27 protein-coding genes are annotated in these 26,808 nt (G+C 63.7%); 14 read left to right on the top strand and 13 right to left on the bottom strand.

The features are described from left to right. The first annotated feature begins 184 nt into the window (after nucleotides 1-184). The 4 genes from ACGYK4_RS01520 to ACGYK4_RS01505 all read left to right on the top strand — a co-directional run bounded on the left by ACGYK4_RS01520 (nucleotide 185) and on the right by ACGYK4_RS01505 (nucleotide 3,463). Nucleotides 185-325: a hypothetical protein gene (locus tag ACGYK4_RS01520; RefSeq protein WP_168613065.1), complete on the top strand. Its 141-nt coding sequence runs from the start codon at nucleotides 185-187 to the stop codon at nucleotides 323-325. An 81-nt stretch (nucleotides 326-406) separates the two neighbouring features. Continuing rightward, nucleotides 407-754, top strand: coding sequence for a hypothetical protein (locus ACGYK4_RS01515; protein WP_271693800.1), 348 nt, complete (start codon nucleotides 407-409; stop codon nucleotides 752-754). Nucleotides 755-1,073: 319 nt separating this feature from the next. Beyond that, entirely contained in the window at nucleotides 1,074-1,280 is a 207-nt protein-coding gene (locus tag ACGYK4_RS01510) for a hypothetical protein (RefSeq protein ID WP_067261646.1), read from the top strand. Between the two features lie 137 nt (nucleotides 1,281-1,417). Further along, nucleotides 1,418-3,463: an acetyl-CoA carboxylase biotin carboxylase subunit gene (locus ACGYK4_RS01505; protein ID WP_394454806.1), complete on the top strand. Its 2,046-nt coding sequence runs from the start codon at nucleotides 1,418-1,420 to the stop codon at nucleotides 3,461-3,463. A gap of 42 nt (nucleotides 3,464-3,505) precedes the next feature. Here the strand turns inward: ACGYK4_RS01505 and ACGYK4_RS01500 are convergent, their stop codons facing one another. Then, a complete protein-coding gene (locus ACGYK4_RS01500) occupies nucleotides 3,506-3,961 on the bottom strand; it encodes a DUF4174 domain-containing protein (RefSeq protein ID WP_394431633.1) in 456 nt (151 codons plus the stop codon). 165 nt (nucleotides 3,962-4,126) lie between these two features. Between ACGYK4_RS01500 and scpA the strand changes: the two genes are divergently transcribed. The 5 genes from scpA to ACGYK4_RS01475 all read left to right on the top strand — a co-directional run bounded on the left by scpA (nucleotide 4,127) and on the right by ACGYK4_RS01475 (nucleotide 8,966). Continuing rightward, complete coding sequence (gene scpA, locus ACGYK4_RS01495; RefSeq protein ID WP_394454805.1) at nucleotides 4,127-6,268, top strand: methylmalonyl-CoA mutase; 2,142 nt, start codon at nucleotides 4,127-4,129, stop codon at nucleotides 6,266-6,268. Next, a complete protein-coding gene (locus ACGYK4_RS01490; protein WP_394431636.1) occupies nucleotides 6,268-6,789 on the top strand; it encodes a GNAT family N-acetyltransferase in 522 nt (173 codons plus the stop codon). The genes scpA and ACGYK4_RS01490 overlap by 1 nt, the downstream gene beginning before the upstream one ends. Nucleotides 6,790-6,841: 52 nt before the next feature. Further along, complete coding sequence (locus ACGYK4_RS01485) at nucleotides 6,842-7,522, top strand: TerB family tellurite resistance protein (RefSeq protein WP_394431638.1); 681 nt, start codon at nucleotides 6,842-6,844, stop codon at nucleotides 7,520-7,522. Next, nucleotides 7,522-8,523 (top strand): endonuclease/exonuclease/phosphatase family protein, encoded by a 1,002-nt coding sequence (locus tag ACGYK4_RS01480; protein ID WP_394431640.1) that lies wholly within the window; start codon nucleotides 7,522-7,524, stop codon nucleotides 8,521-8,523. Before ACGYK4_RS01485 ends, ACGYK4_RS01480 begins: the two co-directional genes overlap by 1 nt. 77 nt (nucleotides 8,524-8,600) lie before the next feature. Beyond that, the gene (locus ACGYK4_RS01475; protein WP_276153849.1) at nucleotides 8,601-8,966 is read left to right on the top strand and encodes a hypothetical protein; all 366 of its coding nucleotides are present in this window, start codon (nucleotides 8,601-8,603) and stop codon (nucleotides 8,964-8,966) included. On the opposite strand, the gene ACGYK4_RS01470 is transcribed toward ACGYK4_RS01475, so the two are convergent. From ACGYK4_RS01470 to ACGYK4_RS01455, 4 genes are all read right to left on the bottom strand, one after another. Then, nucleotides 8,963-10,546, bottom strand: a complete 1,584-nt coding sequence (locus ACGYK4_RS01470; protein WP_394409900.1) for a Ppx/GppA family phosphatase — start codon at nucleotides 10,544-10,546, stop codon at nucleotides 8,963-8,965. The genes ACGYK4_RS01475 and ACGYK4_RS01470 overlap by 4 nt on opposite strands. Before the next feature lie 83 nt (nucleotides 10,547-10,629). Then, the gene (locus tag ACGYK4_RS01465) at nucleotides 10,630-12,804 is read right to left on the bottom strand and encodes an RNA degradosome polyphosphate kinase (protein ID WP_394454804.1); all 2,175 of its coding nucleotides are present in this window, start codon (nucleotides 12,802-12,804) and stop codon (nucleotides 10,630-10,632) included. Between the two features lie 61 nt (nucleotides 12,805-12,865). Then, nucleotides 12,866-13,546: a DnaA ATPase domain-containing protein gene (locus ACGYK4_RS01460; RefSeq protein WP_271693247.1), complete on the bottom strand. Its 681-nt coding sequence runs from the start codon at nucleotides 13,544-13,546 to the stop codon at nucleotides 12,866-12,868. A 1-nt stretch (nucleotide 13,547) separates the two neighbouring features. Further along, a complete protein-coding gene (locus ACGYK4_RS01455; protein ID WP_067265471.1) occupies nucleotides 13,548-14,630 on the bottom strand; it encodes an AI-2E family transporter in 1,083 nt (360 codons plus the stop codon). A gap of 188 nt (nucleotides 14,631-14,818) precedes the next feature. Here ACGYK4_RS01455 and proS point away from each other — a divergent pair, with 188 nt between their 5' ends. From proS to ACGYK4_RS01435, 4 genes are read left to right on the top strand one after another with little or no spacing between them, the layout of a single operon-like run. Beyond that, nucleotides 14,819-16,159 (top strand): proline--tRNA ligase, encoded by a 1,341-nt coding sequence (gene proS / locus ACGYK4_RS01450; RefSeq protein ID WP_394454802.1) that lies wholly within the window; start codon nucleotides 14,819-14,821, stop codon nucleotides 16,157-16,159. An 8-nt stretch (nucleotides 16,160-16,167) separates the two neighbouring features. Continuing rightward, nucleotides 16,168-16,674: a DUF2937 family protein gene (locus ACGYK4_RS01445; RefSeq protein ID WP_394454800.1), complete on the top strand. Its 507-nt coding sequence runs from the start codon at nucleotides 16,168-16,170 to the stop codon at nucleotides 16,672-16,674. A 54-nt stretch (nucleotides 16,675-16,728) separates the two neighbouring features. Then, complete coding sequence (locus tag ACGYK4_RS01440) at nucleotides 16,729-18,024, top strand: lipoprotein-releasing ABC transporter permease subunit (protein ID WP_394409915.1); 1,296 nt, start codon at nucleotides 16,729-16,731, stop codon at nucleotides 18,022-18,024. Continuing rightward, on the top strand, nucleotides 18,017-18,700 hold the full coding sequence (locus ACGYK4_RS01435; protein WP_394431650.1) for an ABC transporter ATP-binding protein: 684 nt from the start codon (nucleotides 18,017-18,019) through the stop codon (nucleotides 18,698-18,700). The genes ACGYK4_RS01440 and ACGYK4_RS01435 overlap by 8 nt, the downstream gene beginning before the upstream one ends. 1 nt (nucleotide 18,701) lies before the next feature. Here ACGYK4_RS01435 and ACGYK4_RS01430 read toward each other — a convergent pair whose 3' ends face one another. From ACGYK4_RS01430 to ACGYK4_RS01405, 6 genes are all read right to left on the bottom strand, one after another. Then, the gene (locus ACGYK4_RS01430) at nucleotides 18,702-19,379 is read right to left on the bottom strand and encodes a hypothetical protein (protein ID WP_394431652.1); all 678 of its coding nucleotides are present in this window, start codon (nucleotides 19,377-19,379) and stop codon (nucleotides 18,702-18,704) included. A gap of 190 nt (nucleotides 19,380-19,569) precedes the next feature. Then, complete coding sequence (locus tag ACGYK4_RS01425; protein WP_394431654.1) at nucleotides 19,570-20,043, bottom strand: GIY-YIG nuclease family protein; 474 nt, start codon at nucleotides 20,041-20,043, stop codon at nucleotides 19,570-19,572. Continuing rightward, complete coding sequence (gene parE, locus ACGYK4_RS01420; protein ID WP_271693252.1) at nucleotides 20,036-21,991, bottom strand: DNA topoisomerase IV subunit B; 1,956 nt, start codon at nucleotides 21,989-21,991, stop codon at nucleotides 20,036-20,038. Before parE ends, ACGYK4_RS01425 begins: the two co-directional genes overlap by 8 nt. Nucleotides 21,992-22,087: 96 nt before the next feature. Beyond that, nucleotides 22,088-22,465, bottom strand: a complete 378-nt coding sequence (locus ACGYK4_RS01415) for a type II toxin-antitoxin system death-on-curing family toxin (protein WP_394454798.1) — start codon at nucleotides 22,463-22,465, stop codon at nucleotides 22,088-22,090. Then, nucleotides 22,462-22,710, bottom strand: a complete 249-nt coding sequence (locus ACGYK4_RS01410; RefSeq protein ID WP_093926785.1) for a hypothetical protein — start codon at nucleotides 22,708-22,710, stop codon at nucleotides 22,462-22,464. The genes ACGYK4_RS01415 and ACGYK4_RS01410 overlap by 4 nt, the downstream gene beginning before the upstream one ends. 47 nt (nucleotides 22,711-22,757) lie before the next feature. After that, nucleotides 22,758-23,645, bottom strand: a complete 888-nt coding sequence (locus ACGYK4_RS01405; protein ID WP_394454796.1) for an alpha/beta fold hydrolase — start codon at nucleotides 23,643-23,645, stop codon at nucleotides 22,758-22,760. A gap of 149 nt (nucleotides 23,646-23,794) precedes the next feature. Between ACGYK4_RS01405 and ACGYK4_RS01400 the strand changes: the two genes are divergently transcribed. Continuing rightward, nucleotides 23,795-25,150 (top strand): MATE family efflux transporter, encoded by a 1,356-nt coding sequence (locus tag ACGYK4_RS01400; protein ID WP_394454794.1) that lies wholly within the window; start codon nucleotides 23,795-23,797, stop codon nucleotides 25,148-25,150. Nucleotides 25,151-25,153: 3 nt separating this feature from the next. Here the strand turns inward: ACGYK4_RS01400 and ACGYK4_RS01395 are convergent, their stop codons facing one another. Both ACGYK4_RS01395 and ACGYK4_RS01390 read right to left on the bottom strand, forming a co-directional pair. Beyond that, nucleotides 25,154-25,555 (bottom strand): hypothetical protein, encoded by a 402-nt coding sequence (locus tag ACGYK4_RS01395; RefSeq protein ID WP_271693256.1) that lies wholly within the window; start codon nucleotides 25,553-25,555, stop codon nucleotides 25,154-25,156. Between the two features lie 11 nt (nucleotides 25,556-25,566). Then, nucleotides 25,567-26,769: a pyridoxal phosphate-dependent aminotransferase gene (locus tag ACGYK4_RS01390; protein WP_394454792.1), complete on the bottom strand. Its 1,203-nt coding sequence runs from the start codon at nucleotides 26,767-26,769 to the stop codon at nucleotides 25,567-25,569. Between the last annotated feature and the right edge of the window lie 39 nt (nucleotides 26,770-26,808).

Below are 26,808 nucleotides of genomic sequence, written 5' to 3'. Positions count from 1 at the left end.
GATCCTCGGATTGGATTGATGCTTTGGAGTCACAACGCGACCGATTGCACTTGCAACCGTATCCATTGCCATGTGAATCGCATATGATGCGGTCAAGGAATACCCACGTATCCCTTACCTCAGAACCCGGGCTTGGCCGGCGTGTTGTCGTGTCAGGTTCATTTAACATTGATAGGAGATTTACATGTCCAAGAGCATCAAGTTGCTGGCAGCCATCGGTTTCGTCGCAGCGGTTTCGGCCTGCGCACAGCAAGAAGAAGAGTACGTCGTGGTCGAGCCCGAGCCCATCTCGGTTGAGCCCGTCTACACCGGCAAGTACAAGTAATGCCGTTGCAGGGCAGGCGTCTGCGCCTGCCCTGATCCCAGCCACCCCTGCAACCGGGAGGGGTGTCTGATGCCCGCCTATATGCTAAAACACCGCGGGTTCCCCGGGCGTCTGCCCGGCACCGATTTCCAATTCACAATTCGCCGTCCGAACCCCAAAGGGGTCACGCCCATCACGCGGCGTGAGCGTCGCCCCGACCGCCGCGCTCCGGACCGCCGTGCCGATACCGCTTTTGTCAAAGCCCTATGGGAGGCCTTTGGCGAACATCCTTTCGAGCGGGGCAATCTGGATGCGGGCCGTCTGTCTTGGCTCTTTGGCCGTGAGGTTCTGCCCGCGACCGATCCTTTCGATCCTGCCGATTACGAAGCTCTGCTGGTGCTTGACGTGCCTGCAGCCCGCGCCGCATTCCCCGAAGCTTTCGAGGATTGATCGGCATGATGTCGCCGCGCCTGTTCACAGATCAGCATGGCTTTGCCGAAGTTCCCTCCGGGGCTGGCGCAGGCTTGGCGCCGCTGGCGGCGTGGGCCAAGCTTACCATGGCTAGCGGCACATCATTTGTCCTTCGTGCTGCTGGACATGAAGACCATACCCCTTCCCCTATCGGGCAGTCGCGCGCTGGTGCGGGGCTGCCCGACTTTTCGAAAGGGTGGTTTTCGCGCCACAGGGCAGCAGACCGAAAAACCGACCGGGAACTTGTCAAACGGCAGGGCGTTGGTCGGATAGTAGATAGCAGTGAAGGAACAGGCACATGTCCATTCGTAACATCATTCTCGCGCTTGGCGCGACAGCCGGTCTGGCCGCATGCGGTGACAACATCGGCGAGCAGGGTCTGGGCGGCGCAGCCGTCGGCGCAGGTGCAGCAGCCGTCACAGGCGGGTCGCTGGCGCAGGGCGCAGCCATTGGCGCTGCAGCCAACGTCGGCTACTGCCAACTCAACCCCGGCAAGTGTAACTGATCACGCCGCAATCGCCGCTTTGCCCGCCATTCGCGCGGGCAGGGCGGCTCCCCTTTCCAACTCTACCCTACAGGCACCCGCGCAGCTCCGGCTGACGCGGCATTTTGCGTGGCCTGTCACCGTCAAAGGAACTGCTGATGTTTGACAAGATCCTCATTGCCAACCGGGGCGAAATCGCCTGCCGCGTGATCAAGACCGCCAAGAAAATGGGTCTGACTACCGTGGCGATCTATTCCGATGCGGACGCACAGGCGCTGCATGTGGAAATGGCGGATGAGGCCATTCACATCGGCCCACCCCCCGCGAACCAGTCCTATATCGTCATCGACAAGGTGATGGAGGCGGTCAAGCAATCCGGCGCGCAGGCGGTGCATCCCGGGTATGGTTTCCTGAGCGAAAACAGCAAGTTCGCCGAGGCGCTGGAGGCCGCAGGCGTGGCCTTCGTCGGCCCGCCGAAAGGGGCCATCGAGAAGATGGGCGACAAGATCACCTCGAAAAAGATCGCCAAAGAGGCCGGGGTTTCGACTGTGCCGGGCTACATGGGGCTGATCGAGGACGCCGAAGAGGCGGTGAAGATTTCCAATGACATCGGCTACCCGGTAATGCTTAAGGCCTCCGCCGGCGGTGGTGGCAAGGGTATGCGGATTGCATGGAACGACGAGGAAGCGCGCGAGGGTTTCCAATCGTCCAAGAACGAGGCCGCTAATTCCTTCGGCGACGACCGGATCTTCATTGAGAAATTCGTGACGCAGCCGCGCCACATCGAAATTCAGGTGCTTTGCGACAGTCACGGCAACGGCATCTATCTGGGCGAGCGTGAATGCTCGATCCAGCGCCGCAACCAGAAGGTCGTCGAAGAGGCCCCGAGCCCCTTCCTTGACGAAGAGACCCGCCGGGCCATGGGCGAACAGGCCGTCGCACTGGCGCAGGCCGTGGGCTACACCAGCGCGGGCACCGTGGAATTCATCGTCGACGGCGACAAGAACTTCTACTTCCTCGAGATGAACACCCGCCTGCAGGTGGAACACCCGGTGACCGAGCTGATCACCGGCGTCGATCTGGTGGAGCAGATGATCCGCGTGGCCAATGGCGAGAAGTTGTCGATCACGCAAGGCGATGTGACGCTGACCGGCTGGGCCATTGAGAACCGGCTCTACGCCGAGGATCCCTACCGCGGCTTCCTGCCCTCCATTGGCCGCTTGACCCGCTACCGCCCGCCGCGGGAGGTGGCCGCGGGGCCGCTTCTGGAGCAGGGCACATGGCAGGGCGACGCGCCCGCAGGCGACATGGCCGTGCGCAACGATACCGGCGTCTACGAGGGCGGCGAGATCTCGATGTATTACGACCCGATGATCGCCAAGCTCTGCACTTGGGCGCCGACCCGCGAAGAGGCGATCGAGAAGATGCGCGTGGCGCTCGACAGTTTTGAGGTCGAGGGCATCGGGCACAACCTGCCCTTCCTCAGCGCGGTGATGGATCACCCCAAGTTCGTCTCGGGCGAGATGACCACCGCCTTCATCGCCGAGGAATATCCCGATGGTTTCGAAGGTGTGACCCTGCCGGAGAGCGAGCTGCGCCGCATCGCCGCCGCCTGTGCCGCCATGCACCGCGTTGGCGAAATCCGCCGCGCCCGCGTCTCGGGCCGGATGGACAACCACGAGCGTAAAGTCGGCAGCGACTGGAACGTGAAGCTTCAGGGTGAGAACTTTGATGTTGTCACCAAGGCCGATCCCGAAGGGGCGACGGTGGCTTTCTCCGACGGCAGCGAAATGCGGGTCAGCGGTGATTGGACCCCGGGCGACCAACTGGCCGAGATGACCGTCGATGGCGCGCCTCTGGTGCTGAAGGTCGGCAAAATCTCAGGCGGCTTCCGCATCCGCACCCGCGGTGCGGACCTAAAGGTCCATGTCCGCACGCCGCGTCAGGCGGAACTGGCGGCCCTGATGCCCGAAAAGCTGCCGCCAGACACGTCGAAGATGCTGCTCTGCCCGATGCCGGGTCTGGTGGTGAAGCTCGACGTCGAAGTGGGCGACGAGGTTCAGGAGGGCCAAGCGCTCTGCACCATCGAGGCCATGAAGATGGAAAACATCCTGCGCGCCGAGAAGAAGGGCGTCGTCAGCAAGGTCAACGCGGGCGCGGGCGACAGCCTTGCGGTGGACGATGTGATCATGGAGTTCGAATAGGGTGCGAGGCGGGGGCGATCAGGGCGGGCAGGGCGCGGGGCATCAGCGGATGATGTCGCGCTCCTTCGCCTCTCTGATCTCTCGCTGCCTCAGCGGCATCTTGTCGATGCTACGGGTGATCTCGCGCACGTCCCAAGGGAAGGGTTTGCGCAGCTCGATCTGGCCTTCCTTGTCGACCAGCACCAGCATGAAACCACGCGGGCGCATCCGCAGCCGCAGCGGGCTCTGCGCGGCGGGGTCGGTATCGGTCAGCACGACGACATCGCGCAGGCGCAACTCATCCTCACGCTCGCGGAGGTATTCCATCTGCGCGACGAAGGCGGGGTCGTTCTCGGAATTGGCAAAGACCAGCACGGGCCGTTTGGTCCATTGGAAGGTGCTGAGATCGGCCATATCGGCAGGCAGGAACAACGGATCCTCCATCGGGGCATCCGCCCCTTGGGCCATGGCGGCCGTGGTCATCAATCCTGCAAAAACTAGTGAGATCAAACGTTTCATCAAGGCTCCTGTCCCCTCAAATATAGGGGGCCTGTGCCAGTTTGCGAAGGGCAAAGCGCCGCAGGGGCAATTTATCCCCCTAGGGGCGCGGCCTTTGACAATTCAGCCGCCACAGTTGCGCAGGCCGATGCCTGCCGCCGGGCGCTAAGGGAGAAGGACAAGCATATGACATCCGACCAAAATGACGCGAAGGCGCGTTGGCAGGAACTGGCCACGGGCGAACTGCGCGGGCGCAGCCTTGACGATCTGACGTGGAAGACGCTGGAGGGGATCGACGTCCAGCCGCTCTACACCGCCGAGGACGTGGACGGGCTGGAGCATCTCGGCAGCATTCCCGGCGAAGCGCCGTTTACGCGCGGCGTGAAGGCCACGATGTACGCCGGCCGTCCCTGGACGATCCGGCAATATGCGGGTTTCTCCACCGCGGAGGAATCAAACGCCTTCTACCGACGCGCCTTGGCGGCAGGCCAGCAGGGTGTCTCCGTCGCCTTCGATCTGGCGACGCACCGCGGCTATGACAGTGATCATCCCCGCGTTGAGGGCGATGTCGGCAAGGCGGGCGTGGCCATCGACTCTGTCGAGGACATGAAGATTCTCTTCGATGGCATTCCGCTCGATCAGGTCTCGGTCTCCATGACGATGAACGGCGCGGTGATCCCGATCCTCGCCAATTTCATCGTCGCGGGCGAGGAACAGGGCCACGACCGGGCCAAGCTCTCGGGCACGATCCAGAACGACATCCTCAAGGAATTCATGGTGCGCAACACCTATGTCTACCCGCCGGAGCCGTCGATGCGGATCATCGGGGACATCATCGAATATACCTCGGATCACATGCCCAAGTTCAACTCGATCTCGATCTCGGGCTACCACATGCAGGAGGCGGGGGCGAACCTCGTGCAGGAACTGGCCTTCACCATCGCCGACGGGCGCGAATATGTGCGCACGGCGATTGCGGCGGGTATGGACGTGGACCGCTTCGCGCCGCGTCTGTCGTTCTTCTTCGCCATCGGCATGAACTTCTTCATGGAGGCTGCCAAGCTGCGCGCCGCGCGCCTCCTGTGGTCGCGGGTGATGGAGGAGTTCGAGCCTAAGAACCCCAAGTCCTCGATGCTGCGGACCCACTGCCAGACTTCCGGCGTCAGCTTGGCCGAACAGGACCCCTACAACAACGTTGTGCGCACCGCTTACGAGGCGCTTTCGGCGGTGCTGGGCGGCACCCAGTCGCTGCACACCAACTCGCTGGATGAGGCCATCGGCCTGCCCACCGACCATTCCGCGCGTATCGCCCGCAACACCCAGCTGATCCTGCAGGAAGAGACCGGCATCACCAATGTCGTCGACCCGCTGGCAGGCTCCTACTACGTCGAGAAGCTGACCGCCGATCTGGCAGAGGCGGCGTGGAAGCTGATCGAGGAGGTCGAGGAGATGGGCGGCATGACCAAGGCGGTGGCCTCCGGCATGCCCAAGCTCAGGATCGAGGAAGCCGCGGCGCAGCGACAGGCAGGCATCGACCGCGGCACCGAGGTGATCGTGGGCGTCAACAAGTACCGCCGCGACAAGGAAGAGCCGATCGACATTCTCGACGTCGACAACGTCAAGGTGCGCGCAGGACAGGTGGCGCGTCTGGAGCGCATCCGCGCCGAGCGCGACGAAGAGGCCTGCACCGCCGCCTTGGCAGAACTGACACGGCGGGCGGCCGAGGGCGGCAACCTGCTCGACGCCGCGGTCGAGGCCGCGCGCGCACGCGCCACAGTGGGGGAAATCAGCATGGCGATGGAAAAGGAATTCGGACGGCACCGGGCCGAGGTCAAGACGCTCTCGGGTGTCTATGGCGCGGCCTATGAGGGCGACGCGGGCTTTGCCGACATCCAGAAATCGGTCGATGAATTCGCCGAGGCCGAAGGCCGCCGCCCGCGTATGCTGGTGGTCAAGATGGGCCAGGACGGCCACGACCGCGGTGCCAAGGTGATCGCCACTGCCTTTGCCGATATCGGCTTTGACGTGGACGTGGGCCCGCTGTTCCAGACCCCTGCGGAGGCCGCGCAGGACGCCGTGGACAACGACGTGCATGTCATCGGCATCTCCAGTCAGGCGGCGGGGCATAAGACGCTGGCGCCACAGTTGATCCAAGCGCTGAAGGATGCGGGCGCCGAGGATATCCTCGTGATCTGCGGCGGGGTGATTCCGCAGCAGGACTACAAGTTCCTGCAAGACGCGGGCGTGAAGGCGATCTTCGGCCCCGGCACCAATATCCCAACCGCCGCGCAGGATATCCTGAAGCTGATCCGCGAGACGCGGAAGTGATGCAAGACGACGGAAGCGCCGCCCTGAGAGGCGGCGCGATCCGCCCCGCCGTGGCGCAGGATGCCGCCGCCGTGGCGGCGCTGTGGAACGGTATGATCCGCGACAGCCTGTCGACCTTCACCACCGACGAAAAGACGCCGGCGGAGATCGCAGCGCTGATCGCCGCCCGCGCCAATGCCTTTTGGGTGGCCGAAGGGGAGGGCGCGGTGCTGGGCTTTGTCACCTATGGCAGTTTTCGCGGCGGGCCGGGCTATGCCGCGACGGTGGAGCATAGCATCGTCCTGTCCGCGGCGGCGCAGGGGCAGGGGCTGGGCCGCGACCTGATGACACAGGCCATAGAGGCGGGGGCGGCGCAGGGCTGTCACACCATGGTTGCCGCGATCAGCAGCGCCAATCCCGGCGCTGTGACGTTCCATGAAAAACTGGGCTTTGCACAGGTCGGGCGGATGCCCGAGGTGGGGCGCAAACATGGCCAATGGCTCGATCTCATCTTGATGCAAAAAACGCTGACTGCATCCTGACTTCCCCGATGCCAGCGGTTAAGCTGGGGGCCGAATACCAAAGGGTCAGCCCATGTCGATCTGGACGCGCATCTCCGAAGCTCTGTCAGCCCTCACCGCGGGCGAAGGGCTGTCGGCTGTCTTTGACCGGCTGCGCAGCCCGCCCGAGCGCTCGGTCGCCTTTACCATCGCGGTGATCGCGCTTGGCGCCAAGATGGCCAAGGCCGATGGGCTGGTGACCCGCGATGAGGTGACCGCCTTTCGCGAAGTGTTCCAGATTGCCGAGGCGGATCAGGAAGGGGCGGCGCGGGTCTTTAACCTTGCCCGCCAAGACGTAACCGGTTTCGAGGATTACGCCCGCCGCATCGCGCGGATGTTCAGTGACCAGCCTCAGACCCTGCATGACCTGATGGAGGGGCTGTTTCACATCGCGATGGCTGATGGCATCTACCACCCCAACGAAAACGCCTTCCTTGAGGATGTGGCCGCGATTTTCGGCATAGATGAAGAGGCTTTCGCCTCGCTGAAAGCGCGTTTCGTGCCGGATAGCTCGCCCCTGCCGCGCACGGTTCTGGGCATCGGCCCCAATGCGACGTTGGAAGAGGCCCGACGCGCCTGGCGGCGGCTGGTGCGCGAGAACCATCCCGATGCGCTGGTGGCGCGCGGCCTGCCGCAAGAGGCGATCAAGATGGCCGAGAAACGCATGATCGACATCAACCGCGCATGGGAAACGCTCTCGGGCAAACACGCTTGATGCGCATCGCGACCTACAATGTTGAGTGGTTCGCGAGCCTTTTTGACGATGACAACCGGCTTCACGACGATGACGCTTGGGCCGGGCGGCACGGGGTGACCCGTGCGCAGCAGACGGCGGCTTTGGGCCAAGTGTTCAGCGCGCTGGATGCCGATGCGGTCATGGTGATCGAAGCGCCGAACCACGGGCGGCGGCAATCCACCGTGGCGGCGCTTGAGCATTTCGCCGCGCGGTTTTCCCTGCGCACGCGGGCCGCTGTCATGGGGTTTTCCAACGACACCGAGCAAGAGATCGCGCTGCTCTATGACCCCGACAAGCTCAGCGCCCGCCATGTACCTCAGGGTGCCACCAATGCCCCGCGCTTTGACCAGACGCTGCGGATCGACCTTGACGTGGATGCGACGGAAGACGCGGTGGTCTTTTCCAAACCGCCCTTGGAGTTGGAGGTCACCACGAAGGCCGGTTTCGTCTTTCAGATGATCGGCGCGCATCTCAAATCCAAAGCGCCCCATGGGGCCAAGTCCAAGGCCGATGTGTTGCGCATCGCCATCGCCAACCGGCGCAAACAATTGGCACAGGCGATCTGGCTGAGGCGGCGGATCGACATGCATTTGGCGGCGGAACGGCCCGTGATGGTCTTGGGCGATTTAAACGACGGGCCGGGGCTGGATGAATTCGAAAGCCTGTTCGGGCGGTCCTCGGTCGAGATCGTGCTGGGGCAGGGGGCGGCGGCGCTCTTCGACCCTCATGCCAAACAGGCGCTCAGCCGCCGTTTGGGGGCCGCGCCAACGAGCGCGCGTTTCTGGATCGCGCCGGAGGAACGCTATCTTCAGGCGCTGCTAGACTACATCATGGTCAGCCCGCAGATCGCCGCCCGTGCGGCCCGCTGGCGGATTTGGCATCCGATGGATGATCCGGCCTGCTGGCAAGACGTCGCCCTGCGCGACGCGCTGCTGGCCGCTTCGGATCACTTTCCCGTCACGCTGGATGTCGATCTTTAGGCGGGGGGCTGCCAGCGGCGTGGCGTAAGACTGGACATGCGCGCGGGGCCGCCTACCTCAATCCCATGACACACTTTATGCCCCTTATCGCTCTTTGTACGGTGCTGCCCCTCGCAGCCCATGCGCAGGAAGAATCCGAAGAACGCGGCCTCGGCCTGATGGAGCGCGGCGCGCAGATGTTCATGGACGGGATCATGGATGAGATGGGCCCGGTCATGGAGGGGTTTGAAGGGTTCACCGAGGCCATGCGCCCCGCGCTGCGCGATTTCGCGCGGGAGATGGGGCCGAAGCTTACGGAGCTTTTGGACGAGGTCGAGGATTGGAGCGCCTATCAAGCGCCCGAGATGCAGCCCAACGGCGATATCATCATCCGCCGCAAGCCCGATCATCCGATGGTCCCGCCAGAGACCCCAACCGAACCCGCGCCGCAGATCGAGCTTTAACGCGCGGCGCGTTTGCCGGTCCGGACATGCACCTCTGCCTCAAGCGATTTCGCGAGTGAGTTCAGCCGCGCCTCTGCGACCTCGCCGAAAAGCGGCACCATGTCGGGGGTGAGCCAGAGTTCCAATTGCTTCTTCTTGGGGAACCAGCGCAATTCGCCGCGCTGTTCGCCCTTGTCCATCCAGAGCATCGCACCAAAGCGCATGGCTTTGCCAAGGATTTCGGCCTCCAACCGGGTCTTTTCGTCGACCATTTCATAGAGGTCTTCGAAACGCGTGTTTTCACGCTTGTTGGAATAGCGGTGCAGCAGGGCGAGCCCGAGGTAGATGCGTTCGGCGTGTTTCAGCCCGCCGAGATTGGCGCGGGTGGCATTGTCGAAACAGGTCTCGGCCCGGTAGTCGGGATGCGCGCGCCAACTGACGTCGTGCAACAGGCAGGCCGCTTTGACCAAACGCCTACGGGCGTGGGGGGCAGAGCGGTAGAGCGGCAGGATGAAGTTATAGAGCACCTTGCCGAAACCGGGCATCCGCGCGTCTTTGGCCTCGGCGAAATAGCAGGCTTCGATCAGCGGATCCCGGTCGCGCAGGCGCTGCGGCATCTGCTCATAGAGCATGCCTTCGCGGATGCCGTAGCTGGAAATGGCGATGTCCTTGGGCCGGAAAGTCTTGACCAGCCGGCTCAGCACCTCCGCGGCATAGGGCACCAGCGACATCCGGCTGGAGGAGACACCGCAAGCGCTGCGCAATTCCTCAAGATCGGAGGTTTGGATAAATTTCACCGTCTCGCGAACCGAGGTCACGGTCATGCGGTATTCGTGTAGCACATGCAGTGGATAGCCCCGGCGGTACATGTCGATCCGCGCGATTGCCCGCCATGAGCCGCCCACAAGGAACAGCCGGTCGCGCTGGCTGCCCATCTTTTCCTGAAGCCCGGTGATGACCTCTTTGATATGCGCGTGCCGTCCTTTGGCACCACCCTTGAGGTCGCGCAGCTTGAGCGGGCCGAGCTGGGAGGTGACCCGCCGCCCGACGCGCCCGCCCGAGATTTCGGCAAGCTCCATCGAAGAGCCGCCGATGTCGCAGACAAGGCCGTAAGCGCCGGGCCAGCCCAAAAGCACCCCTTGCGCCGAGAGCCGCGCCTCTTCCTCGCCGTCGATCACCCAGATGCGCAACCCGGTCTCGCGCAGCACATCGGCGCAAAAGGCGCGGCCATCGCTGGCATCGCGTACCGCCGCCGTGGCGACGACGGTAAGTTCCGACAGGCCCATCCCATCGGCCAGTTTGCTGAACCGCCGCAGGGCCGAAAGCGCGCGGGCGCGCCCTTCGGGGGACAGATGCCCGGTCTCGGCCATGCCCGCGCCCAAGGCGCACATGATCTTTTCGTTGTAAAAATAGGCCGGAGAGCGCGCCGCGCCGTCAAAGACCACCAGCCGGACGGAGTTCGACCCCACATCCACCACGCCGACGCGCGCCAGCGCCCGCGCGCCCGGATCCTGAAACAAGGGTTTTCCGAAAAGGCCCAGTTCCGCCACACCCGTCTCAGGGACGGGGGCGGCTCGGGAAGGGTCGGTCTGGTCTGCCATCAATGCTCCTGCGGGCCATCCGTTTCACTGGATAATTGGCGCAGGGGGGCGGTGAGGTCAATTGCCAAAGGGGCGCTTGCCGGTCAATCCTCGGTATGGGTTAGCTTGGGCACATCCGACGCCCCGGCGCTGCCCCGACCGGAAAGCGAGGGGTTTTCCATGAAAAAGCGGTGGCAGCTGAAGGCGAAAGTGCCTTCGGGGATCGCCGGGCGGGTGAATTTACCATCCGGCCCCATGACCCAGCTTTGCGCCACGTCAGCCAGATTGGCCGCCATGATTTGGCTGGTGATCTGCGCCTTGACGGTGGGGTTCTCGATCTCGACCAATGTCTCGACCCGGCGGTTCAAGTTGCGGCCCATCCAATCGGCAGAAGACATGAAGACCCGTGCCTTTTTATGCGGCAGCCCGTGGCCATTGCCGAAACAGACGATGCGGCTGTGTTCCAAAAAGCGCCCGATGATGGATTTGACGCGGATGTTGTCCGACAGCCCCTTCACCCCGGGGCGCAGCCCGCAGATGCCGCGAATGACGAGGCTGATTTCCACCCCGGCTTGGCTAGCGTCATACAGCGCGTCGATCACCTCGGCGTCGATCAACGCGTTCATCTTGGCCCAGATCACGGCGGGGCGTCCGGCGCGGGCATGTTCGGCCTCGGCCCGGATCATCTCAAGCAGGCGCGGCTTGAGCGTCGTGGGGGAGATGGCGAGGTTTTCCAACTGCTCCGGCGGGGCGTAGCCCGACAGGAAATTGAACACTTTCGTCGCATCGCGCCCTAGGCTGGAATCGCAGGTGAAGAGCGACAGGTCCGTATAAATCCGCGCGGTGATCGGGTGGTAGTTGCCGGTGCCGTAGTGGGTATAGGTCACCAGTTGATCACCCTCGCGGCGCACCACGGTCGAGATCTTGGCGTGGGTCTTGAGGTCGAGAAAACCGTAGACCACATGCGCGCCCGCCCGCTCCAACCGGCGCGATTGGCGGATGTTGGCAGCCTCATCAAAGCGGGCCTTCAGCTCGACCAGCGCGGTGACCGATTTGCCATCCTCCGCCGCTTCGCAAAGCGCGCTAACGATGGGGCTGTCGCGCGAGGTGCGGTAGAGCGTCTGCTTGATCGCCACCACATCTGGGTCGCGCGCCGCTTGGGCAAGGAAACGCACCACCATGTCGAAGGTCTCGTAGGGGTGGTGCAGCAGCATGTCTTTCTGCCGGATCGCCGCGAACATATCGCCGTCATGGTCGCTGACGCGCTCAGGCACGCGGGGGGTAAACTGCGGCCAGAGCAGGTCTGGCCGGGCATCGGTCACCAGTTTCGAGAGGTCGGCGATGCCCAACATGCCGTCGATCTCGATCACGTCTTGAGGGCGCACGCAAAGCTCGCGCATGACGACGGATTTCAGCTTTTCCGGCGCGCCTGCGGAATGGGTCAGGCGTACGACCTCGCCCCGGCGGCGACGTTTCAGGGCGACTTCGAATTCCCGCACGAGGTCTTCGGCCTCGTCCTCCACCTCAAGATCGCTGTCGCGCAGCACACGGAATTCGAAATGCGCCTTGAGTTTGTAGCCCGGAAAGAGGTTGGGGATATTGATGATCAGCAGATCTTCAAGCGGCAGGTAGCGCAGGCAGCCATCGGGGGCGGGCAGGGGCACGAAACGGTCGATCTGCGCCGGGATCGGCAAGAGCGCCTGTAGCGGGCGTTTGTCGCGGGTCCGCTCCAGTTGCAGCGCCAGCGCGTAGCCGGTGTTGGGAATGAAGGGGAAGGGGTGCGCGGGGTCGATCGCCAGCGGCGAGAGCACGGCGAAGACTTGGTTGAGGAAGACCCCTTCGAGATGTTTGTAATCGGCCTCGGTCAGGTCGGCCGTGCGTTCCAGCATGATGTTCTGCGCGTCCATCTCGGCCATGAGGTCGACCAGCACCCGTTGCTGGGACATCATCAGATTGCGCGCGTCTTCGTTGATCAACACCAGTTGCTCGCCGGGGCTCAGCCCATCGGCGGCGGCGGTGGTGTTGCCTGCCTGCGCAAGCTCGCGCAGGCCCGCCACGCGCACGGTATAGAATTCATCGAGGTTGGTGGCCGAGATCGACAGGAAGCGCAGCCGCTCCAAAAGTGGCACGCGCGGGTTTTCGGCCTCTTCCAGCACGCGCCAGTTGAAGTCGAGCCAGCTCAACTCACGGTTAAAGAACCGGCCCGGCCCGGTGGTGTCGAGATCGGGCAGATCGGTGGCGGGCGGAAAGGGCGCTTGCAGGAAATCGGCTTGGGTCATGCGGGCCTCATGACATTGGAATGTAACGGGTTTGCGAAGGCTTGCGTTAATTATTCCAGTATCACGCGCGAGGCGGGGCGATGTCCAGCACCTGCGCGGCCAGTGCGCGGGTCAGGGGGCGCTTCTGTGCAAGGCTGGCGGCATCCAGCCGGTCGACCAGCGCGATGGCGGCGGCAAAGGATCGGTCCATCCGCGTCATTAGGTAGTTGATCAGTTCCGGCTTGGGCGTCAGTTGCCGGTCGGCCAGCAGTTTGACCAGCAGGGCCGAGAGCAGCGCATCGTCGGGCGCCTCCATCTCGACCATCGTGGCGCCGCGCATCCGGCTGACCAGATCGGGCAGCGTAAGGCCCCAATGCGCCACCGGCCCGGTGCCGGTGAGCAGCAGCGCCTGACCTTCGGCCAGCACGAGGTTGTGCAGATGAAAGAGCGCCGTTTGCGCGGCCGCGTCACCGGCGATCAGATGCACATCCTCCACCGCCACGGGGCCACGGGCAAGGGCTGGAATGTCGGCCTCCAGCAGGTCCGCCGCGCTGATGATCCGCGCGCCGGAAAGGTCCGCCCAAACATGCGTCAGATGCGTCTTGCCCGAGCCTTGCGGCCCGGTCAGGGCCAGTTTGCCGCCCGCCCAACCGCGCCAGCCGTCGATCATCGCCATGGCCATGGCGTTGGAGGGGGCGACAAAGAAAGCGTCGCGGCCCAGAGCCGTTCGGCTGGGCAGGTTCAACCCGAGTTGGTGGGCCATGTTAGCGGATGTCCTCGTCGACGGTCGTTTCAGGCTCTCGGCCTTTGTAGAGCACGCTTTCGCGGTAGCGCGCCGTGGCAAAACGCGCGATCACCCCGATGGCGGCGGCCACGGGCACCGCGACCAGCAGACCCACGAAGCCGAAGAGCGTGCCGAAGACCGACAACGCCAGCAGCAGCCAGACCGGGTGCAGGCCGACCGAATTGCCGACGAGCTTTGGTGTCAGCAGGTTGCCCTCGACCACTTGGCCCAGCACGAAGATGCCCGCGACGAGACCGATGGAGAGCCAATCGCCCCAGAATTGGAACAATGCCAGACCGATCGCCAGCGCCCCGCCGATCAAAGCGCCGAGGTAGGGGATGAAGGTCACCAGCCCCGCGACAAAGCCGACGACGAGGCCGAATTGCAGCCCCACCAGCATCAACGCCACGGCGTAATAGGTGCCAAGGATCAGGCAGACCGTGCCCATGCCGCGCACGAAAGAGGCCAACGTCGCGTCGATCTCGCGCGCCAATTGGCGAATCGTCGGGGCATGGTCGCGCGGCAGCAGCCGGTCGATGGCGGCGACCATACGGTCCCAATCGAGCAGCAGGTACACCGCGACCACGGGGACGATGACGAACAAGAGCAAGACGTTGATCAGCGAGGCAAAGGAGGCCAGCGCGGTTTGCAGCAATTGCCCGCCGCGTTCCTGAATGGTGGTGCCCAGCGTCGTCAACGAGGTGCGCAGGGTCGAATCATCGTCCAAGAGAGAGGGGAAACGGTCGGTGATGAAATCGGTGAAATTACGGGTCAGCTTGGGCGCGGTCTCGATCAGGTTCACGGTCTGGTTCACCAGCGTCGGGATCACCAAAAGCGCCATCAGCACGAAGACCAAAAGCGCCACCACGGTGATGACGGCGGTGGCCATGGTGCGGCTGAGCCCCAAACGCTCCAACCGGTCGGCCACGGGGTCAAGGAAATAGGCAATCGCCCCGCCCAGCAGGAAGGGCAGCATCACATCGCCGATGAACCACAGCGCCACCATGAACACCGCTGCCGCGATGCCCCAGTACTTCAATTGGTCTCTGATTGGCAGGGCCATGGCGCTCTCCGGCAGGGAATGCCATCACATCGCCCATGTGGCGTTTTGTTTCAAGTCTTGGCTGCGGGTGGCGCGCGCGGATCAGGCGGCCGTGGCAGTATGCCAAGCCGCAGCTATGCCGCGCGATGTGATTGTCTCGCCCTTTGACATGCACTAGTCAGGGGGCAATGCGTCAATGAGGAAACACCATGCGTCTGTCCCAATATTTTCTACCCGTGCTGAAGGAAAACCCTGCCGAGGCGCAGATCGTCAGCCACCGGTTGATGCTGCGGGCGGGGATGATCAAGCAATCCAGCGCGGGGATCTATTCCTGGCTGCCGCTGGGCTACAAGGTGCTGCGCAAGGTCGAAGAGATCGTGCACCAAGAGCAGCAGCGCGTGGGCCATATCCCGATGCTGATGCCAACGCTGCAATCGGCGGACCTGTGGAAGGAATCGGGCCGCTATGACGCCTATGGCCCCGAGATGCTGCGCATCCGCGACCGGCAGAACCGCGACATGCTTTACGGACCCACCAATGAGGAGATGATCACCGACATCTTCCGCAGCCATGTCGGCTCTTACAAAGACCTGCCGCTGACGCTCTACCACATCCAATGGAAGTTCCGTGACGAGATCCGCCCGCGTTTCGGCGTGATGCGGGGCCGTGAGTTCCTGATGAAGGACGGCTATAACTTCGACCTCACCAAAGAGGACGCGTTGCACGCCTATAACCGCCATCTGGTCAGCTACCTGCGCACCTATGAGCGGATGGGCCTGCAAGCGATCCCGATGCGCGCCGACTCTGGCCCCATCGGTGGCGATGACACGCATGAGTTCCTCGTGCTGGCCGAAACGGGCGAGTCGGAGGTTTTCTACGACAGCGAGATCACCGATCTGACCTTTGGCGACCGCGAGATCGACCCCAATGATCACGACGCCTGCCGCGCGGTGCTGGAGGAGTTCACCTCCCGCTACGCCCGCACGGATGAGACCCATGACCCCGAGGTATTTGCCAAGGTGCCGGAAGAGCGCCAGCGCAGCGCCCGCGGCATCGAAGTGGGGCAAATCTTCTATTTCGGCACCAAATATTCCGACGCGATGAACGCCAAGGTGCAAGGCCCCGACGGCAAACAGGTGCCGGTGCATATGGGCAGCCACGGCATCGGCGTCAGCCGTCTGCTGGGCGCGATCATCGAAGCCAGCCATGACGACAAGGGCATCATCTGGCCCGAGGGGGTGACGCCTTTCCATGCGGGGATCGTGAACCTCAAACAGGGCGATGCGGAGGCCGACGCGGCCTGCGACGCGCTTTACAACAGCCTCAAGGCGCTGGGCCTCGATCCGCTTTATGACGACCGCAAGGGCGGGGCGGGGATGAAGTTCGCCACGATGGACCTCATCGGTCTGCCATGGCGCATCACCGTCGGCCCGCGCGGGCTGAAGAACGGCGTGGTCGAACTTACCAGCCGCCGCACGGGTGAGAGCGAGGAACTGCCGCCCGAACAGGCGGTTGAGAAGATCGCCAAGATCTACGCCGGTATCGTCTGAGGGCCGCGATGATCCTTCGGGCGCTGACATTGGCCGGTGGGATCGTAAGCGCAGGCATTGCCGCACAAGGCCCGGGGTTCACCCGGGCCTATGTGTTTCAACTGGAGGCGGCGGAGCAGCGCCTCGCCAAAGTCGTGGCGGATTTCGATGCCGCCGCGCAGACCGCAGGGCTGGTGCGGGAAGACGCCGTGGCGCGGCTGCGCGGATCGGCGCTGCTAGAGCGCCGGGGCTTGGACCTGCGCCGCAACATCGAACGGCAAGGGTGGCTTGAGGCCGCATTGCCAAGGCTCCAATCAGCGGGCCCGTTCCTGCGTTGCTATCTGCTATGGCGTAACCCGGATGCCGGAGCTTTGCGCGCCGCCCTGCGCGGCTTTGCCCCCACCGCCTCGCGCAGCCGTGCCGAATGGCTCTTCGCCGGTTTGGGGCTCATCACGGGGGCCAGTCTCACCCGCCTGTTGCTGTGGCTGCCCACATGGCCCGCGCGCTTCCGCCGCCGCCGGGCATTGCGTTCTTGACCCTGCTGGGGCAAAGCCTCAGGTTGCGCGCACCTCAGACCGGAGCCTTCCCGCATGGCCAGCAAACCCACACGCACCGCCCCATTCGCGGCCTTTGAATGGATGATCGCTTGGCGCTACCTGCGCGCCCGCCGCGCCGAAGGGGGCGTCAGCGTCATGACGTGGATCAGCCTCATCGGCATCACGCTGGCGGTCTTTGCGCTGATCGCCACGCTTTCGGTCCGCTCAGGGTTCCGCGCTGAGTTCGTCGACACGATCCTCGGGGCCAATGCCCATGTCACCGTCTACACGATGGGGGAGGTGCTGCCCAACGGCCAGATCGACCGCACCATCGACGATTACGAGGCCATGGCCGAGCGGGTGGCAGCCGTCGAAGGCGTGACCCGTGTGGCCCCGCTGGTGCGGCAACAGGTCATGGCCAATCGCCGCCAGTCGAACGCAGGGGTTGAGGTTTTCGGCATCGCTTCGGACGATTTGATGACCATCCCCGGCATCCAGCCTTCGGAGCGTTCTTTCGGTGACATCACGCGTTTTGAAGAGGGCATGGCCATCGGCAGCGGCGTGGCGCAGTCCTTGGGCGTGCAGGTCGGCGATAGCGTCAAGCTGATCTCGCCCAATGGGGTAAAGACCGCCTTTGGCACCAGCCCGCGGGTCAATGCCTATGAGGTGGTCTATATCTTCTCTGCTGGGCGCTACGACATTGATAAAACACGGGTTTACCTGCCGATCACCGAGGCGCAGAGCTTTTTCAATCGCGAGGGCGTGGCCGATGAGCTGGAGGTCATGGTCGAAGACCCGGAAGGCGTGGATGCCATGGCGCCCGCGCTGATGCAGGCGGCGGGTGAGCGCGCGCAGGTCTGGACGTGGCGCGACGCCTCAAGCTCCTTCCTCTCGGCGCTCGACATCGAGGACCGGGTGATGTTCGTGATCCTCAGCGTTCTGGTGCTGATCGCGGCGATGAACATCGTTTCGGGGCTGATCATGCTGGTCAAGAACAAGGGCCGCGACATCGGCATCCTGCGCACAATGGGGCTGTCTGAGGGTTCGGTGCTGCGGGTGTTCTTCATCTGCGGGGCCTTCACGGGCATCATCGGCACCGCCGCGGGCGTCGTGCTGGGGGTGCTGTTTGCCACTTACGTCGACCAGATCTTCGGCTTCGTGAACTACCTCAGCGGCGGCAATGCCTGGGATGCCTCGATCCGGGGCATTTATTTCCTGCCCGCGAAACTGCAACTGGGCGATGTGCTCTCAGCCGTGGCGCTGTCGCTCGGTCTGTCCTTCGTCGTCACGATCTTTCCCGCCCGCCGCGCGGCGCGGATGAACCCGGTGGAGGCCCTGCGCTATGAATGATCCCGTCCTGCGTCTGAGCGGCATTTCCAAGGCCTACAATTCCGGTGCGCCGAACGAGGTGCAGGTGCTGCGCGGCATCGACCTTGAGGTGGCCCCCGGCGAGGTGGTGGCGCTGGTCGCACCCTCCGGGGCTGGCAAGTCGACGCTGCTGCATATCGCGGGGCTTTTGGACACCGCTGACAGCGGCACGGTGGAGATCGGGGGCGATGACCTGACGGGCCAGAGCGACCGCCGCCGGACGGCCGTGCGCCGCGCCGACGTGGGCTTCATCTACCAGTTCCACCACCTGCTGCCCGAGTTCACGGCGCTGGAGAACATCGTGTTGCCGCAGCTGGCAAATGGCGTGGCGCGCAAGGAGGCCGAGGCGCGGGCGCGGGAGCTACTGACGCAGGTCGGCATCGCCGAGCGCGCCGATCACCGCCCCGCCGCCATGTCGGGCGGTGAGCAGCAGCGGGTGGCCTTCTGCCGCGCGCTGGCCAACGCGCCGCGGCTTCTGCTGGCGGATGAGCCCACGGGCAACCTTGACCCCTCGACCTCGGATCAGGTCTTTGCCGCGCTGATGGCGCTGGTGCGCGGCACCGGGCTTTCGGCGGTGATCGCCACGCATAACCTTGAACTGGCGGCCCGGATGGACCGGCAAATTCGGCTCGACGCGGGGCAGTTGCTGCCGGTCTGACTCAGCCGCAGATGTTTTCTAACTCGACCCCGTCCCAGGGCAGGCCCACGTCATAGGGGCGGCTTTGGGGCAGGGGGGCCACGGGCATGACCTCCGACAGCATCGCATGCAGCCGCTTGGTGCGCGGCGCCTGCGGGTCGAGCGCGCGGCAGCAAACGAATTCCTCAACGATCGAGCCTTGTTGCTCATAGCCAAAATCGAGAAACCGCGGCTTGGTATCCACGTCGAAGAGGTAGGGGTCCGGACTGGTGAACTGCTCGGAGGCCGCGCGCAGGGGCGTGTAGCCGGTGAGGTCGCGGTTCTGCCATTGCCAGACATGGGTGATCTCATGCGCCAGCAGCATGGCGGCGATCAGCCCGATGCGGTCGGGGTGATCGGGCAGGTAATCCTCGAGGTACCAGTCCTTGTCGAAGAGCACACGGTTGAAGAGCGCCACGGCGGCGGGTTTCGAGGTGACGGTCTCGCCCACCTGCGGCGGCAGAATGCGCTCGCGGCAAGTGGTGCGCGGGCGCGGCTTGCGGCGGAAGGTGACCGCGCGGGTGGGGGCGCCGTCATGCAGGCGCACGCGGTCGTAGTTGAGGGTGGGCCCGTGGATGGTGGCGAGATAGGCGCGTTCGTTGTCCGTCAGCGGTCGACCGCAGGCGGCGAGGAGGAGGCAGAGGAGAAGCGCGCGGATCATGGGATGAGTTAGGCGCGGGGGAGGTTGTGGATCAAGGGGGAAGTTTGGGGTGATCGCGGACGGTACAGGTAACTGCTGTCGCGGTCCCGACCTATCGTTGTGTGGAAGCCCCTTCCCCATGGGGGGAAGGGGCTATGCGCCAAAGGCGCAGGGGATACGGACAGATGTGGCTGGCTAGTAAGGCTATTTCTTAGTGAGAGTCGAAACCCGTCAATTCAAGATCCAGTTCAATCGTTGCATACAACTCTAACAGATATTGCTCGATCGGATCAGGCACTTCCAAGAATCGAAAACTCATTGATCTAATCGCATCAATCTCATCGCGAAATGTCTGACCATACTCCGGATGTTCAACAATCGCTTGTCTGCTATTTACTGAAGAGTAAGTAGCCTTAGCAATCTCTGGGTGTTTTGCCCTTGTTCGCTTTAACGCGAAAGATGCGGAATTGTGAGACCTTGTTGTATGAGCTCGGAACCGGCCCTCCAAATTTCGGGTGCGGCCTACATACACAGGGTCCTCGTTCTCATAGAGTATGTATATTTCTGACTTACCCTTATCTTTAACGCTGGCCCTAAACTTCTCTATTGGCATATTCGTCAGTGCTTCAAACAGACTTGGAATCTTACCCGTATAGTCCGAAAAACTTTTCTTCCCCTCAAACATCCAACTCCTCCACAAACTGCGCGTTCTGCTGAATATACGCAAACCGCATCTCCGGCTTCTTCCCCATCAGCCGCTCGACAAGATCCCCGGTCTCGCCCGGCACGTCCTCGTCCACGGTCACGCGGATGAGCTTGCGGGTCTCGGGGTCCATCGTGGTCTCCTTGAGGTCCTTCGCGTCCATCTCGCCCAGACCCTTGAAGCGGCTGACGTCGATCTTGCCTTTCCCGCCGAGGCCCTTCTCCAGCCACATGTTCTTTTCCGCCTCGTCGAGGCAATAGACCCGCTTGGCGCCTTGGGTCAGGCGGAACAGCGGCGGGCAGGCGAGGTAGAGGTGGCCCGCGTCGATGAGTGGACGCATCTGGGTGAAGAAGAAGGTCATCAGAAGCGAGGCGATATGCGCGCCGTCGACGTCGGCGTCGGTCATGATGATGATCTTGTCGTAGCGCAGATCGTCGAGGTTGAACTTCGTGCCCATGCCAACGCCGAGCGCTTCGCAAAGGTCGTTGATCTCGGCATTGGTCGACAGCTTGCTCGAGGCCGCGCCCAGCACGTTGAGGATCTTGCCCTTCAAAGGCAGCAGCGCCTGTTTCTCGCGGTTGCGCGCGCCCTTGCCGGAGCCGCCGGCGCTGTCGCCCTCGACGATGAAAAGCTCCGTGCCCTCGCGCGACTTGCTGGTGCAATCGGTGAGCTTGCCGGGCAGGCGCAGTTTCTTGGTGGCGGATTTGCGGGCGGTTTCCTTCTCCTGCTTGCGGCGCATCCGCTCCTCGGCGCGCAGCACGAGGAAGTCGAGGATCGCGCCCGCGGATTTCGTGTCCGCCGCCAGCCAGTTGTCGAAATGGTCGCGCACCGCGTTTTCGACCAGCCGCTGCGCCTCGGTGGTGGCGAGACGGTCCTTGGTCTGGCCCACGAACTCCGGCTCGCGGATGAAGCAGGACACCAGCGCGCAGCCCCCGGTGATCAGGTCGTCGCGGGTGATGTCCTTGGCCTTGCGGTTGTTCGCCAGCTCGCCGTAAGCCCGGATGCCCTTGAGGATCGCAGCCCAGAAGCCGCTTTCGTGGGTGCCGCCCTCGGGCGTGGGGACGGTGTTACAGTAGGACTGGATGAAACCGTCGCGCGCGGGCGTCCAGTTGATCGCCCATTCGACCTTGCCCGGCACGCCGAAACGCTCTTGGAACTCGACGGTGCCGGCAAAGGGGTTCTCGGCATAGGTCGTGGCCTTGCCCAGCGTCTCGCGCAGGTAGTCGGCCAGACCGCCGGGGAAGTGGAAGGTCGCCTCCATCGGCGTGTCGCCGTCCTCGATCTCGGACTTCCAGCGGATCTCGACGCCGGAAAAGAGATAGGCCTTGGAGCGCACCATCTTGAGCAGGCGTGCGGGCTTGAAGCGATGCGCGCCGAAAATCTGTTCGTCGGCGTGGAAGGTGACGGTGGTGCCGCGCCGGTTGGGGGCGGCACCGATTTTCTCCACCGGCCCTTGCGGGATGCCGCGCGAGAAACGCTGCTCGAAAAGCTCGCGGTTGCGCGCGACCTGAACCACCATGGAATCCGACAGCGCGTTCACGACCGAGGCGCCCACACCGTGCAGGCCGCCCGAGGTCTGGTAGGCCTTGCCCGAGAACTTGCCGCCCGCGTGCAGGGTGCAGAGGATCACCTCGAGCGCGGATTTGTCCGGAAACTTCGGATGCGGGTCGATCGGGATGCCGCGGCCGTTGTCGCGGATGGTGACCGAATAATCGGCGTTCAGCTCGACCTCGATCCGGTTGGCATGGCCCGCGACCGCCTCGTCCATCGAGTTGTCGAGCACCTCGGCCACCATGTGGTGCAGCGCGCGCTCATCGGTGCCGCCGATATACATCCCGGGGCGTTTGCGGACGGGCTCCAGCCCCTCCAGCACTTCGATGGAGGAGGCATCGTATTCGGTGGGTTCCTGGCCGGAAAGAAGGTCGGTCATGCGGGCCTGCTCTTTGTTTGTGGGTGGGGGCCATTTTGACAGCCCCGCGCGCCGGGGGCAATCGCGGGTTTGTCTTGGGCTGCTGTTTTGCCCCGGTTAGCCAGCTTTGGCGCGCAGCCAGTCGGCAAGGGTCTCTTCATCGATGCGGCCTTGGGCCACCTCGCGGATCAGATCGCCTGCCTCGACGGTGTCGTGGTCAAGTTGCACCCCATTGAGATCAAGGCAGATATCGAGAACGAGATGCGCGGTTCGCTTGTTGGCATCGTTAAAGACATGCCCGGTGGCAACTGCCACGCAATAGGCCGCGGCAAGGTCGAAAACATCTTCGATCATGCCGTAGACCAGCCGGTTATCGACCCGCGCCAATGCCCCTTCTAGCGATTTGTCCAAGGCCATACCGGCCACCTCGCCGGGGTTTAGCGCGGAATCGTGAATTTTGACGACGAGGTCAGGTGAAAGCAGCACATAGGTCATTTATCTTTGAGGTAGTCCAGAACGGGCTGATTGATGTGCTTCCTGCGGGCAATGCTTTCCATCACCTCATCCAGCGTGGCCACGCGCGGCTCTTCTTGCAACGTCGCCTCGGCGGGTACGAAATAGCCCACGCAGCGCGAGTTCTTCATCACCGCCACGGGCTTGCCGCCCGAACGTTCCAATACCTTATGCGGTTCGCGCATCTCGGTCATGGTGGCGATGTGGTTGGTGTGAATGCGGGTCATGGCGCGGCTCCTGAATGCATAACTGAATATACATTCTTTCGCCCATTTTACAAGGGCCGCTGCCTGCACCAGTTGAGCACCGCCGCCGCCACCTCCGACGGCTTTTGGTGGTGCAGCCAATGATCCGCCCCTTCGATCTCGACCCGGGTGAGGTCCGGCGCGAAAGCCTCCAACCCGGCGGTGGCTTCGGGCAGCAGGGCGGTGTCTTCGGTTCCCCAAATCAGCAGGTGCGGGCAGGCGACGCGCAAACGGTCGACCGGGAATTCTGGCAGGTCGCGCAGGGGCTTGCCCGGCGGGGCGACTTGCAGGGGGGAGGCGCGATACCAGTTGATCATCGCCCTGAGTCGCCCCGGCCGCCCCCATTCCGCGCGGTAGTCCTCAAGCCGCGCGGGCGTCAGCCAGCTGAGGTCCATATTGGCGGAAAAAAGGTCGAGCAGGCCCGCGAAATCGTCCCGCGCCAGCCGCACCGCGCTGCCTTCGGCGCGCAGGGCGTTGATATATTGCGAGGCGCGCGACTGCGCCCCGCCTGCGGCCATGGCGCGCTGAAACGGCACGGGATGCACGCCGTTGAGCACGATCAGACGGGCCACCAGCTCAGGCCGGAACATCGCCAAAGCGTAGCCCACGGAGGCCCCCCAGTCATGTGCCAAGACGGTCACTGGCCTGTCGCCGATCAAAGCGGCCATATCGGCCATGAGATGCGCCATCGCATAGGGTTCGATCCCCTCGGGCGCGCTGCTTTGGCCATAACCGCGCTGGTCGGGCGCGATGCAGTGGAAGTCTTGGCACAGCAGCGGTGCCAGATCACGCCACGCGCCGCCGTATTCGGGAAAACCGTGGAGCATCAACAACGGCGGTAGGCTTTCATCGCCCCAATGGCGGATGAAAATTTCCTGACCGTTCAATCGGCGGGTTTCGGTCCGTGTCGGTTCCATCGCGAGCCCTCCTGCCACCAGCTTTGCCGTTAAGGGCCGCGGACGCAAGGATTTCATGGCAAAACAGTGGCATCGGCCCCGCGCAAACCCATGGCAGAGCGTAAAAACCGCACTTCCCCTTTGCAGCGACCCGGCGTAAGGCTCGTGCCATGAGCAAGACAATGACCAACCGCAATCACGTCCGGGCGATCCTGACACTCGGCCTGCCGCTGATCGGCGGGCATCTGGCACAGATGGCCATCGGCGTGACCGATACCGTCATGCTCGGCTGGTATTCGGTCGAGGCACTGGCGGCGGTGGTCTTGGGCAGCACCTATTTCTTCGTCCTGTTTATCTTTGGGTCGGGCTTTGCCATGGCGGTAATGCCCTTGGTGGCCGCCTATGACGCCGAGGATGACGAGATCGGCCTGCGCCGCGCCACGCGCATGGGGCTGTGGCTCTCGGTGGGGTTCGCCATGATCGCGCTGCCCGCGATGATCTGGTCGCCCGCGGTGCTGGACCTTTTGGGGCAGGGGCCGAACCTTGCCGACCGGGCGGGCGATTACCTCAAAGTGGCAGGCTGGGGCATTCTCCCTGCGCTTTTGGTGATGGTGTTGAAATCCTACCTCGCCGCGTTGGAGCGCACGCAGGTGGTGCTGTGGATCACCCTGCTGGTCGCCGGGGTCAATGCGTTGGCGAATTACGCGCTGATCTTCGGCAACTGGGGCGCGCCGGAGCTTGGCGTGATGGGGGCGGCTGTGGCCTCGGTCACGACGCAATGCGTCTCGTTGATCGGGGTGGTGATCTATGTGCTGATCGCCCTACCGCAACACAGCCTGTTCGTGCGCCTCTGGCGGGTGGACGGGCAGATGTTGCTGCGGGTGTTCACGCTGGGCCTGCCGATTGGCCTGACCACGCTGAGCGAAGTCGGGCTATTCGCGGCCTCCTCGCTGATGATGGGCTGGCTGGGGACGATCCCGCTGGCCGCACATGGCATCGCGATCCAACTCGCCTCACTGACCTTCATGGTGCATTTGGGGCTGAGCAATGTCGCCACGATCCGCGCGGGCAATGCCTATGGCCGCCGCGACGTGCCGCATATGAAGCGCGGGGCGGTGATCGTGACCGTGCTGTCGCTGGTCTTTGCGCTGCTCACCATGGTTGGTTTTGTCGGCTGGCCCGAGCCGCTGATCTCGGTCTTCATGCAAGAGGATGAGCCGGCGCGGGCTGAAATCCTCGCCATTGGCACCGGGCTTCTGGTGATGGCGGCGCTGTTCCAACTGGTCGATGGGGCGCAGGTGGTGGCCCTTGGGCTGTTGCGCGGGGTGCAGGATACCAAAGTGCCGATGGTCATGGCCGCGGTCAGCTATTGGATCGTCGGCATGCCCTGTTCCTACCTGCTGGGCTTTGTGCTGGGCTTCGGGGCCATGGGCATCTGGGCCGGGCTGGTGGCTGGGCTGGCGGTGGCCGGGCTGCTGCTGAATGCGCGTTTCTGGGGCGTGATCGTCAAGCGGCTGGCGGTTTAGACCTCAGCCCCGGTCCATCCGATCCGCCTTTTTGCGTACCAGCGTGCTGCGCAGGTCGTGCATGGCCAGCAGCAACTCATCCGTCACCGCCTCAAGCTCGGCATCCGTGGCGCGGGACTGCGCCCATTGGGTGGTGAGGTTCAGATGCTCCACGGCGCGGCGGATGTCGTCGATCTCGCGCGCCGCAAGGGTCTCGCGGCGGGCCTTGGTCCAGCGGGCAATCTCGGCCTGATCGGCCTCGGTCAAACGGTGCTGCCCATGGGGCTTTACCTCTCCGTTGCGGATGTTGACGACGGCGATCTGCTCCATCTCGATCCGGCGCTGGCGGTTCGCGGCATCCAGCCGAAACACCGCCGCGCCATTCTCGCGGACCCTGAAGTAATAGTCGGGAAGATCGCCCGCCATGGTGTTGTCCCTTACGTCAGCCCGGCGCAGAAGCTCTGGATGCGGCTGCACGCCTCTTTCAGCGCCTCATCCGAAGTAGCGTAGCTGACCCGGAAATTCGGCGAAAGCCCAAAGGCCGCGCCAAAGACGACCGCAACGCCGGTTTCCTCAAGCAAAGCGGTGGCGAAAGCCTCGTCATCCGTGATCTTGGTGCCCGCCGCCGAGGTCTTGCCGATCAGCCCGGCGATAGAGGGATAGACGTAAAACGCCCCCTCGGGCGTCGGGCAAGTGATGCCCTCGATGGCCGAGAGCATCTCCACCACCAGATTGCGGCGGCGCACAAAGGTCTCATTGTTTTCGGCGATGTAATCCTGCGGGCCGTTGAGCGCCTCCACCGCGGCCCATTGGCTGACCGAACAGGGGTTCGAGGTGCTCTGCGACTGGATCTTGCGCATCGCACCGATCAGCTTTTCCGGCCCCGCGGCATAGCCGATACGCCAGCCGGTCATGGCATAGGCTTTCGACACGCCATTGACCGTCAGCGTGCGGTCGTAGAGCGCGGGTTCCACCTCTGCCGGCGTGCAGAACTCGAAACCGTCATAGGCGAGATGCTCATACATGTCGTCGGTCATCACCCAGACATGCGGGTGGCGCATCAGCACATCGGTCAGCGCCTTCAGCTCGTCGCGGCTGTAGCCCGCCCCGGTGGGGTTCGAGGGGGAGTTGAAGATGAACCATTTGGTCTTGGGCGTGATCGCCTCTTCCAGCGCCTCGGGGGTGAGCTTGAAATCGTTCTCCAGCGTCGCGGGGGCGATGACCGGCGTGCCGCCCGCCAAAAGCACCATGTCGGGGTAGCTCACCCAATAGGGCGCGGGGATCACGACCTCTTCGCCGGGGTTCATCGTGGCCATCAGCGCGTTGTAGAGGATCTGCTTACCCCCGGTGCCGACGCTGACCTGCGCGGGCGTGTAATCGAGCCCGTTGTCGCGTTTGAACTTGGCGCAGATCGCCTGTTTCAATTCGGGGATACCGTCGACGGGGGTGTATTTCGTCTTGCCCGCGTTGATCGCGGCCACGGCTGCGTCCTTGATGTTCTGCGGCGTGTCGAAATCCGGCTCGCCCGCGCCAAGCGCGATGATGTCGCGCCCCGCGGCCTTGAGTTCTGCCGCTTTGGTGGTGACGGCGATGGTGGGCGACGGTTTGACCCGATCAAGGGTCGCGGACAGCAGTTCCATTTCAGCCTCGGGTTGCTTATGAATATCTCCACGTTCATA

Origin of the sequence: Sulfitobacter sp. 1A13368 (assembly GCF_043557275.1) — a bacterium.
Lineage (GTDB): Bacteria > Pseudomonadota > Alphaproteobacteria > Rhodobacterales > Rhodobacteraceae > Sulfitobacter > Sulfitobacter faviae.
The sequence above is the reverse complement of the archived record's forward strand: the minus strand, read 5'-3'. Positions and strand labels throughout refer to the sequence as shown.

What these genes read in the sequence shown, in the direction of transcription:
- ACGYK4_RS01520 (WP_168613065.1), top strand. Translation starts at nt 185, where the DNA reads ATGTCCAAGAGCATCAAGTTGCTGGCAGCCATCGGTTTCGTCGCAGCG.
- ACGYK4_RS01515 (WP_271693800.1), top strand. Translation starts at nt 407, where the DNA reads ATGCTAAAACACCGCGGGTTCCCCGGGCGTCTGCCCGGCACCGATTTC.
- ACGYK4_RS01510 (WP_067261646.1), top strand. Translation starts at nt 1,074, where the DNA reads ATGTCCATTCGTAACATCATTCTCGCGCTTGGCGCGACAGCCGGTCTG.
- ACGYK4_RS01505 (WP_394454806.1), top strand. Translation starts at nt 1,418, where the DNA reads ATGTTTGACAAGATCCTCATTGCCAACCGGGGCGAAATCGCCTGCCGC.
- ACGYK4_RS01500 (WP_394431633.1), bottom strand. Translation starts at nt 3,961, where the DNA reads ATGAAACGTTTGATCTCACTAGTTTTTGCAGGATTGATGACCACGGCC.
- scpA (WP_394454805.1), top strand. Translation starts at nt 4,127, where the DNA reads ATGACATCCGACCAAAATGACGCGAAGGCGCGTTGGCAGGAACTGGCC.
- ACGYK4_RS01490 (WP_394431636.1), top strand. Translation starts at nt 6,268, where the DNA reads ATGCAAGACGACGGAAGCGCCGCCCTGAGAGGCGGCGCGATCCGCCCC.
- ACGYK4_RS01485 (WP_394431638.1), top strand. Translation starts at nt 6,842, where the DNA reads ATGTCGATCTGGACGCGCATCTCCGAAGCTCTGTCAGCCCTCACCGCG.
- ACGYK4_RS01480 (WP_394431640.1), top strand. Translation starts at nt 7,522, where the DNA reads ATGCGCATCGCGACCTACAATGTTGAGTGGTTCGCGAGCCTTTTTGAC.
- ACGYK4_RS01475 (WP_276153849.1), top strand. Translation starts at nt 8,601, where the DNA reads ATGCCCCTTATCGCTCTTTGTACGGTGCTGCCCCTCGCAGCCCATGCG.
- ACGYK4_RS01470 (WP_394409900.1), bottom strand. Translation starts at nt 10,546, where the DNA reads ATGGCAGACCAGACCGACCCTTCCCGAGCCGCCCCCGTCCCTGAGACG.
- ACGYK4_RS01465 (WP_394454804.1), bottom strand. Translation starts at nt 12,804, where the DNA reads ATGACCCAAGCCGATTTCCTGCAAGCGCCCTTTCCGCCCGCCACCGAT.
- ACGYK4_RS01460 (WP_271693247.1), bottom strand. Translation starts at nt 13,546, where the DNA reads ATGGCCCACCAACTCGGGTTGAACCTGCCCAGCCGAACGGCTCTGGGC.
- ACGYK4_RS01455 (WP_067265471.1), bottom strand. Translation starts at nt 14,630, where the DNA reads ATGGCCCTGCCAATCAGAGACCAATTGAAGTACTGGGGCATCGCGGCA.
- proS (WP_394454802.1), top strand. Translation starts at nt 14,819, where the DNA reads ATGCGTCTGTCCCAATATTTTCTACCCGTGCTGAAGGAAAACCCTGCC.
- ACGYK4_RS01445 (WP_394454800.1), top strand. Translation starts at nt 16,168, where the DNA reads ATGATCCTTCGGGCGCTGACATTGGCCGGTGGGATCGTAAGCGCAGGC.
- ACGYK4_RS01440 (WP_394409915.1), top strand. Translation starts at nt 16,729, where the DNA reads ATGGCCAGCAAACCCACACGCACCGCCCCATTCGCGGCCTTTGAATGG.
- ACGYK4_RS01435 (WP_394431650.1), top strand. Translation starts at nt 18,017, where the DNA reads ATGAATGATCCCGTCCTGCGTCTGAGCGGCATTTCCAAGGCCTACAAT.
- ACGYK4_RS01430 (WP_394431652.1), bottom strand. Translation starts at nt 19,379, where the DNA reads ATGATCCGCGCGCTTCTCCTCTGCCTCCTCCTCGCCGCCTGCGGTCGA.
- ACGYK4_RS01425 (WP_394431654.1), bottom strand. Translation starts at nt 20,043, where the DNA reads ATGTTTGAGGGGAAGAAAAGTTTTTCGGACTATACGGGTAAGATTCCA.
- parE (WP_271693252.1), bottom strand. Translation starts at nt 21,991, where the DNA reads ATGACCGACCTTCTTTCCGGCCAGGAACCCACCGAATACGATGCCTCC.
- ACGYK4_RS01415 (WP_394454798.1), bottom strand. Translation starts at nt 22,465, where the DNA reads ATGACCTATGTGCTGCTTTCACCTGACCTCGTCGTCAAAATTCACGAT.
- ACGYK4_RS01410 (WP_093926785.1), bottom strand. Translation starts at nt 22,710, where the DNA reads ATGACCCGCATTCACACCAACCACATCGCCACCATGACCGAGATGCGC.
- ACGYK4_RS01405 (WP_394454796.1), bottom strand. Translation starts at nt 23,645, where the DNA reads ATGGAACCGACACGGACCGAAACCCGCCGATTGAACGGTCAGGAAATT.
- ACGYK4_RS01400 (WP_394454794.1), top strand. Translation starts at nt 23,795, where the DNA reads ATGAGCAAGACAATGACCAACCGCAATCACGTCCGGGCGATCCTGACA.
- ACGYK4_RS01395 (WP_271693256.1), bottom strand. Translation starts at nt 25,555, where the DNA reads ATGGCGGGCGATCTTCCCGACTATTACTTCAGGGTCCGCGAGAATGGC.
- ACGYK4_RS01390 (WP_394454792.1), bottom strand. Translation starts at nt 26,769, where the DNA reads ATGGAACTGCTGTCCGCGACCCTTGATCGGGTCAAACCGTCGCCCACC.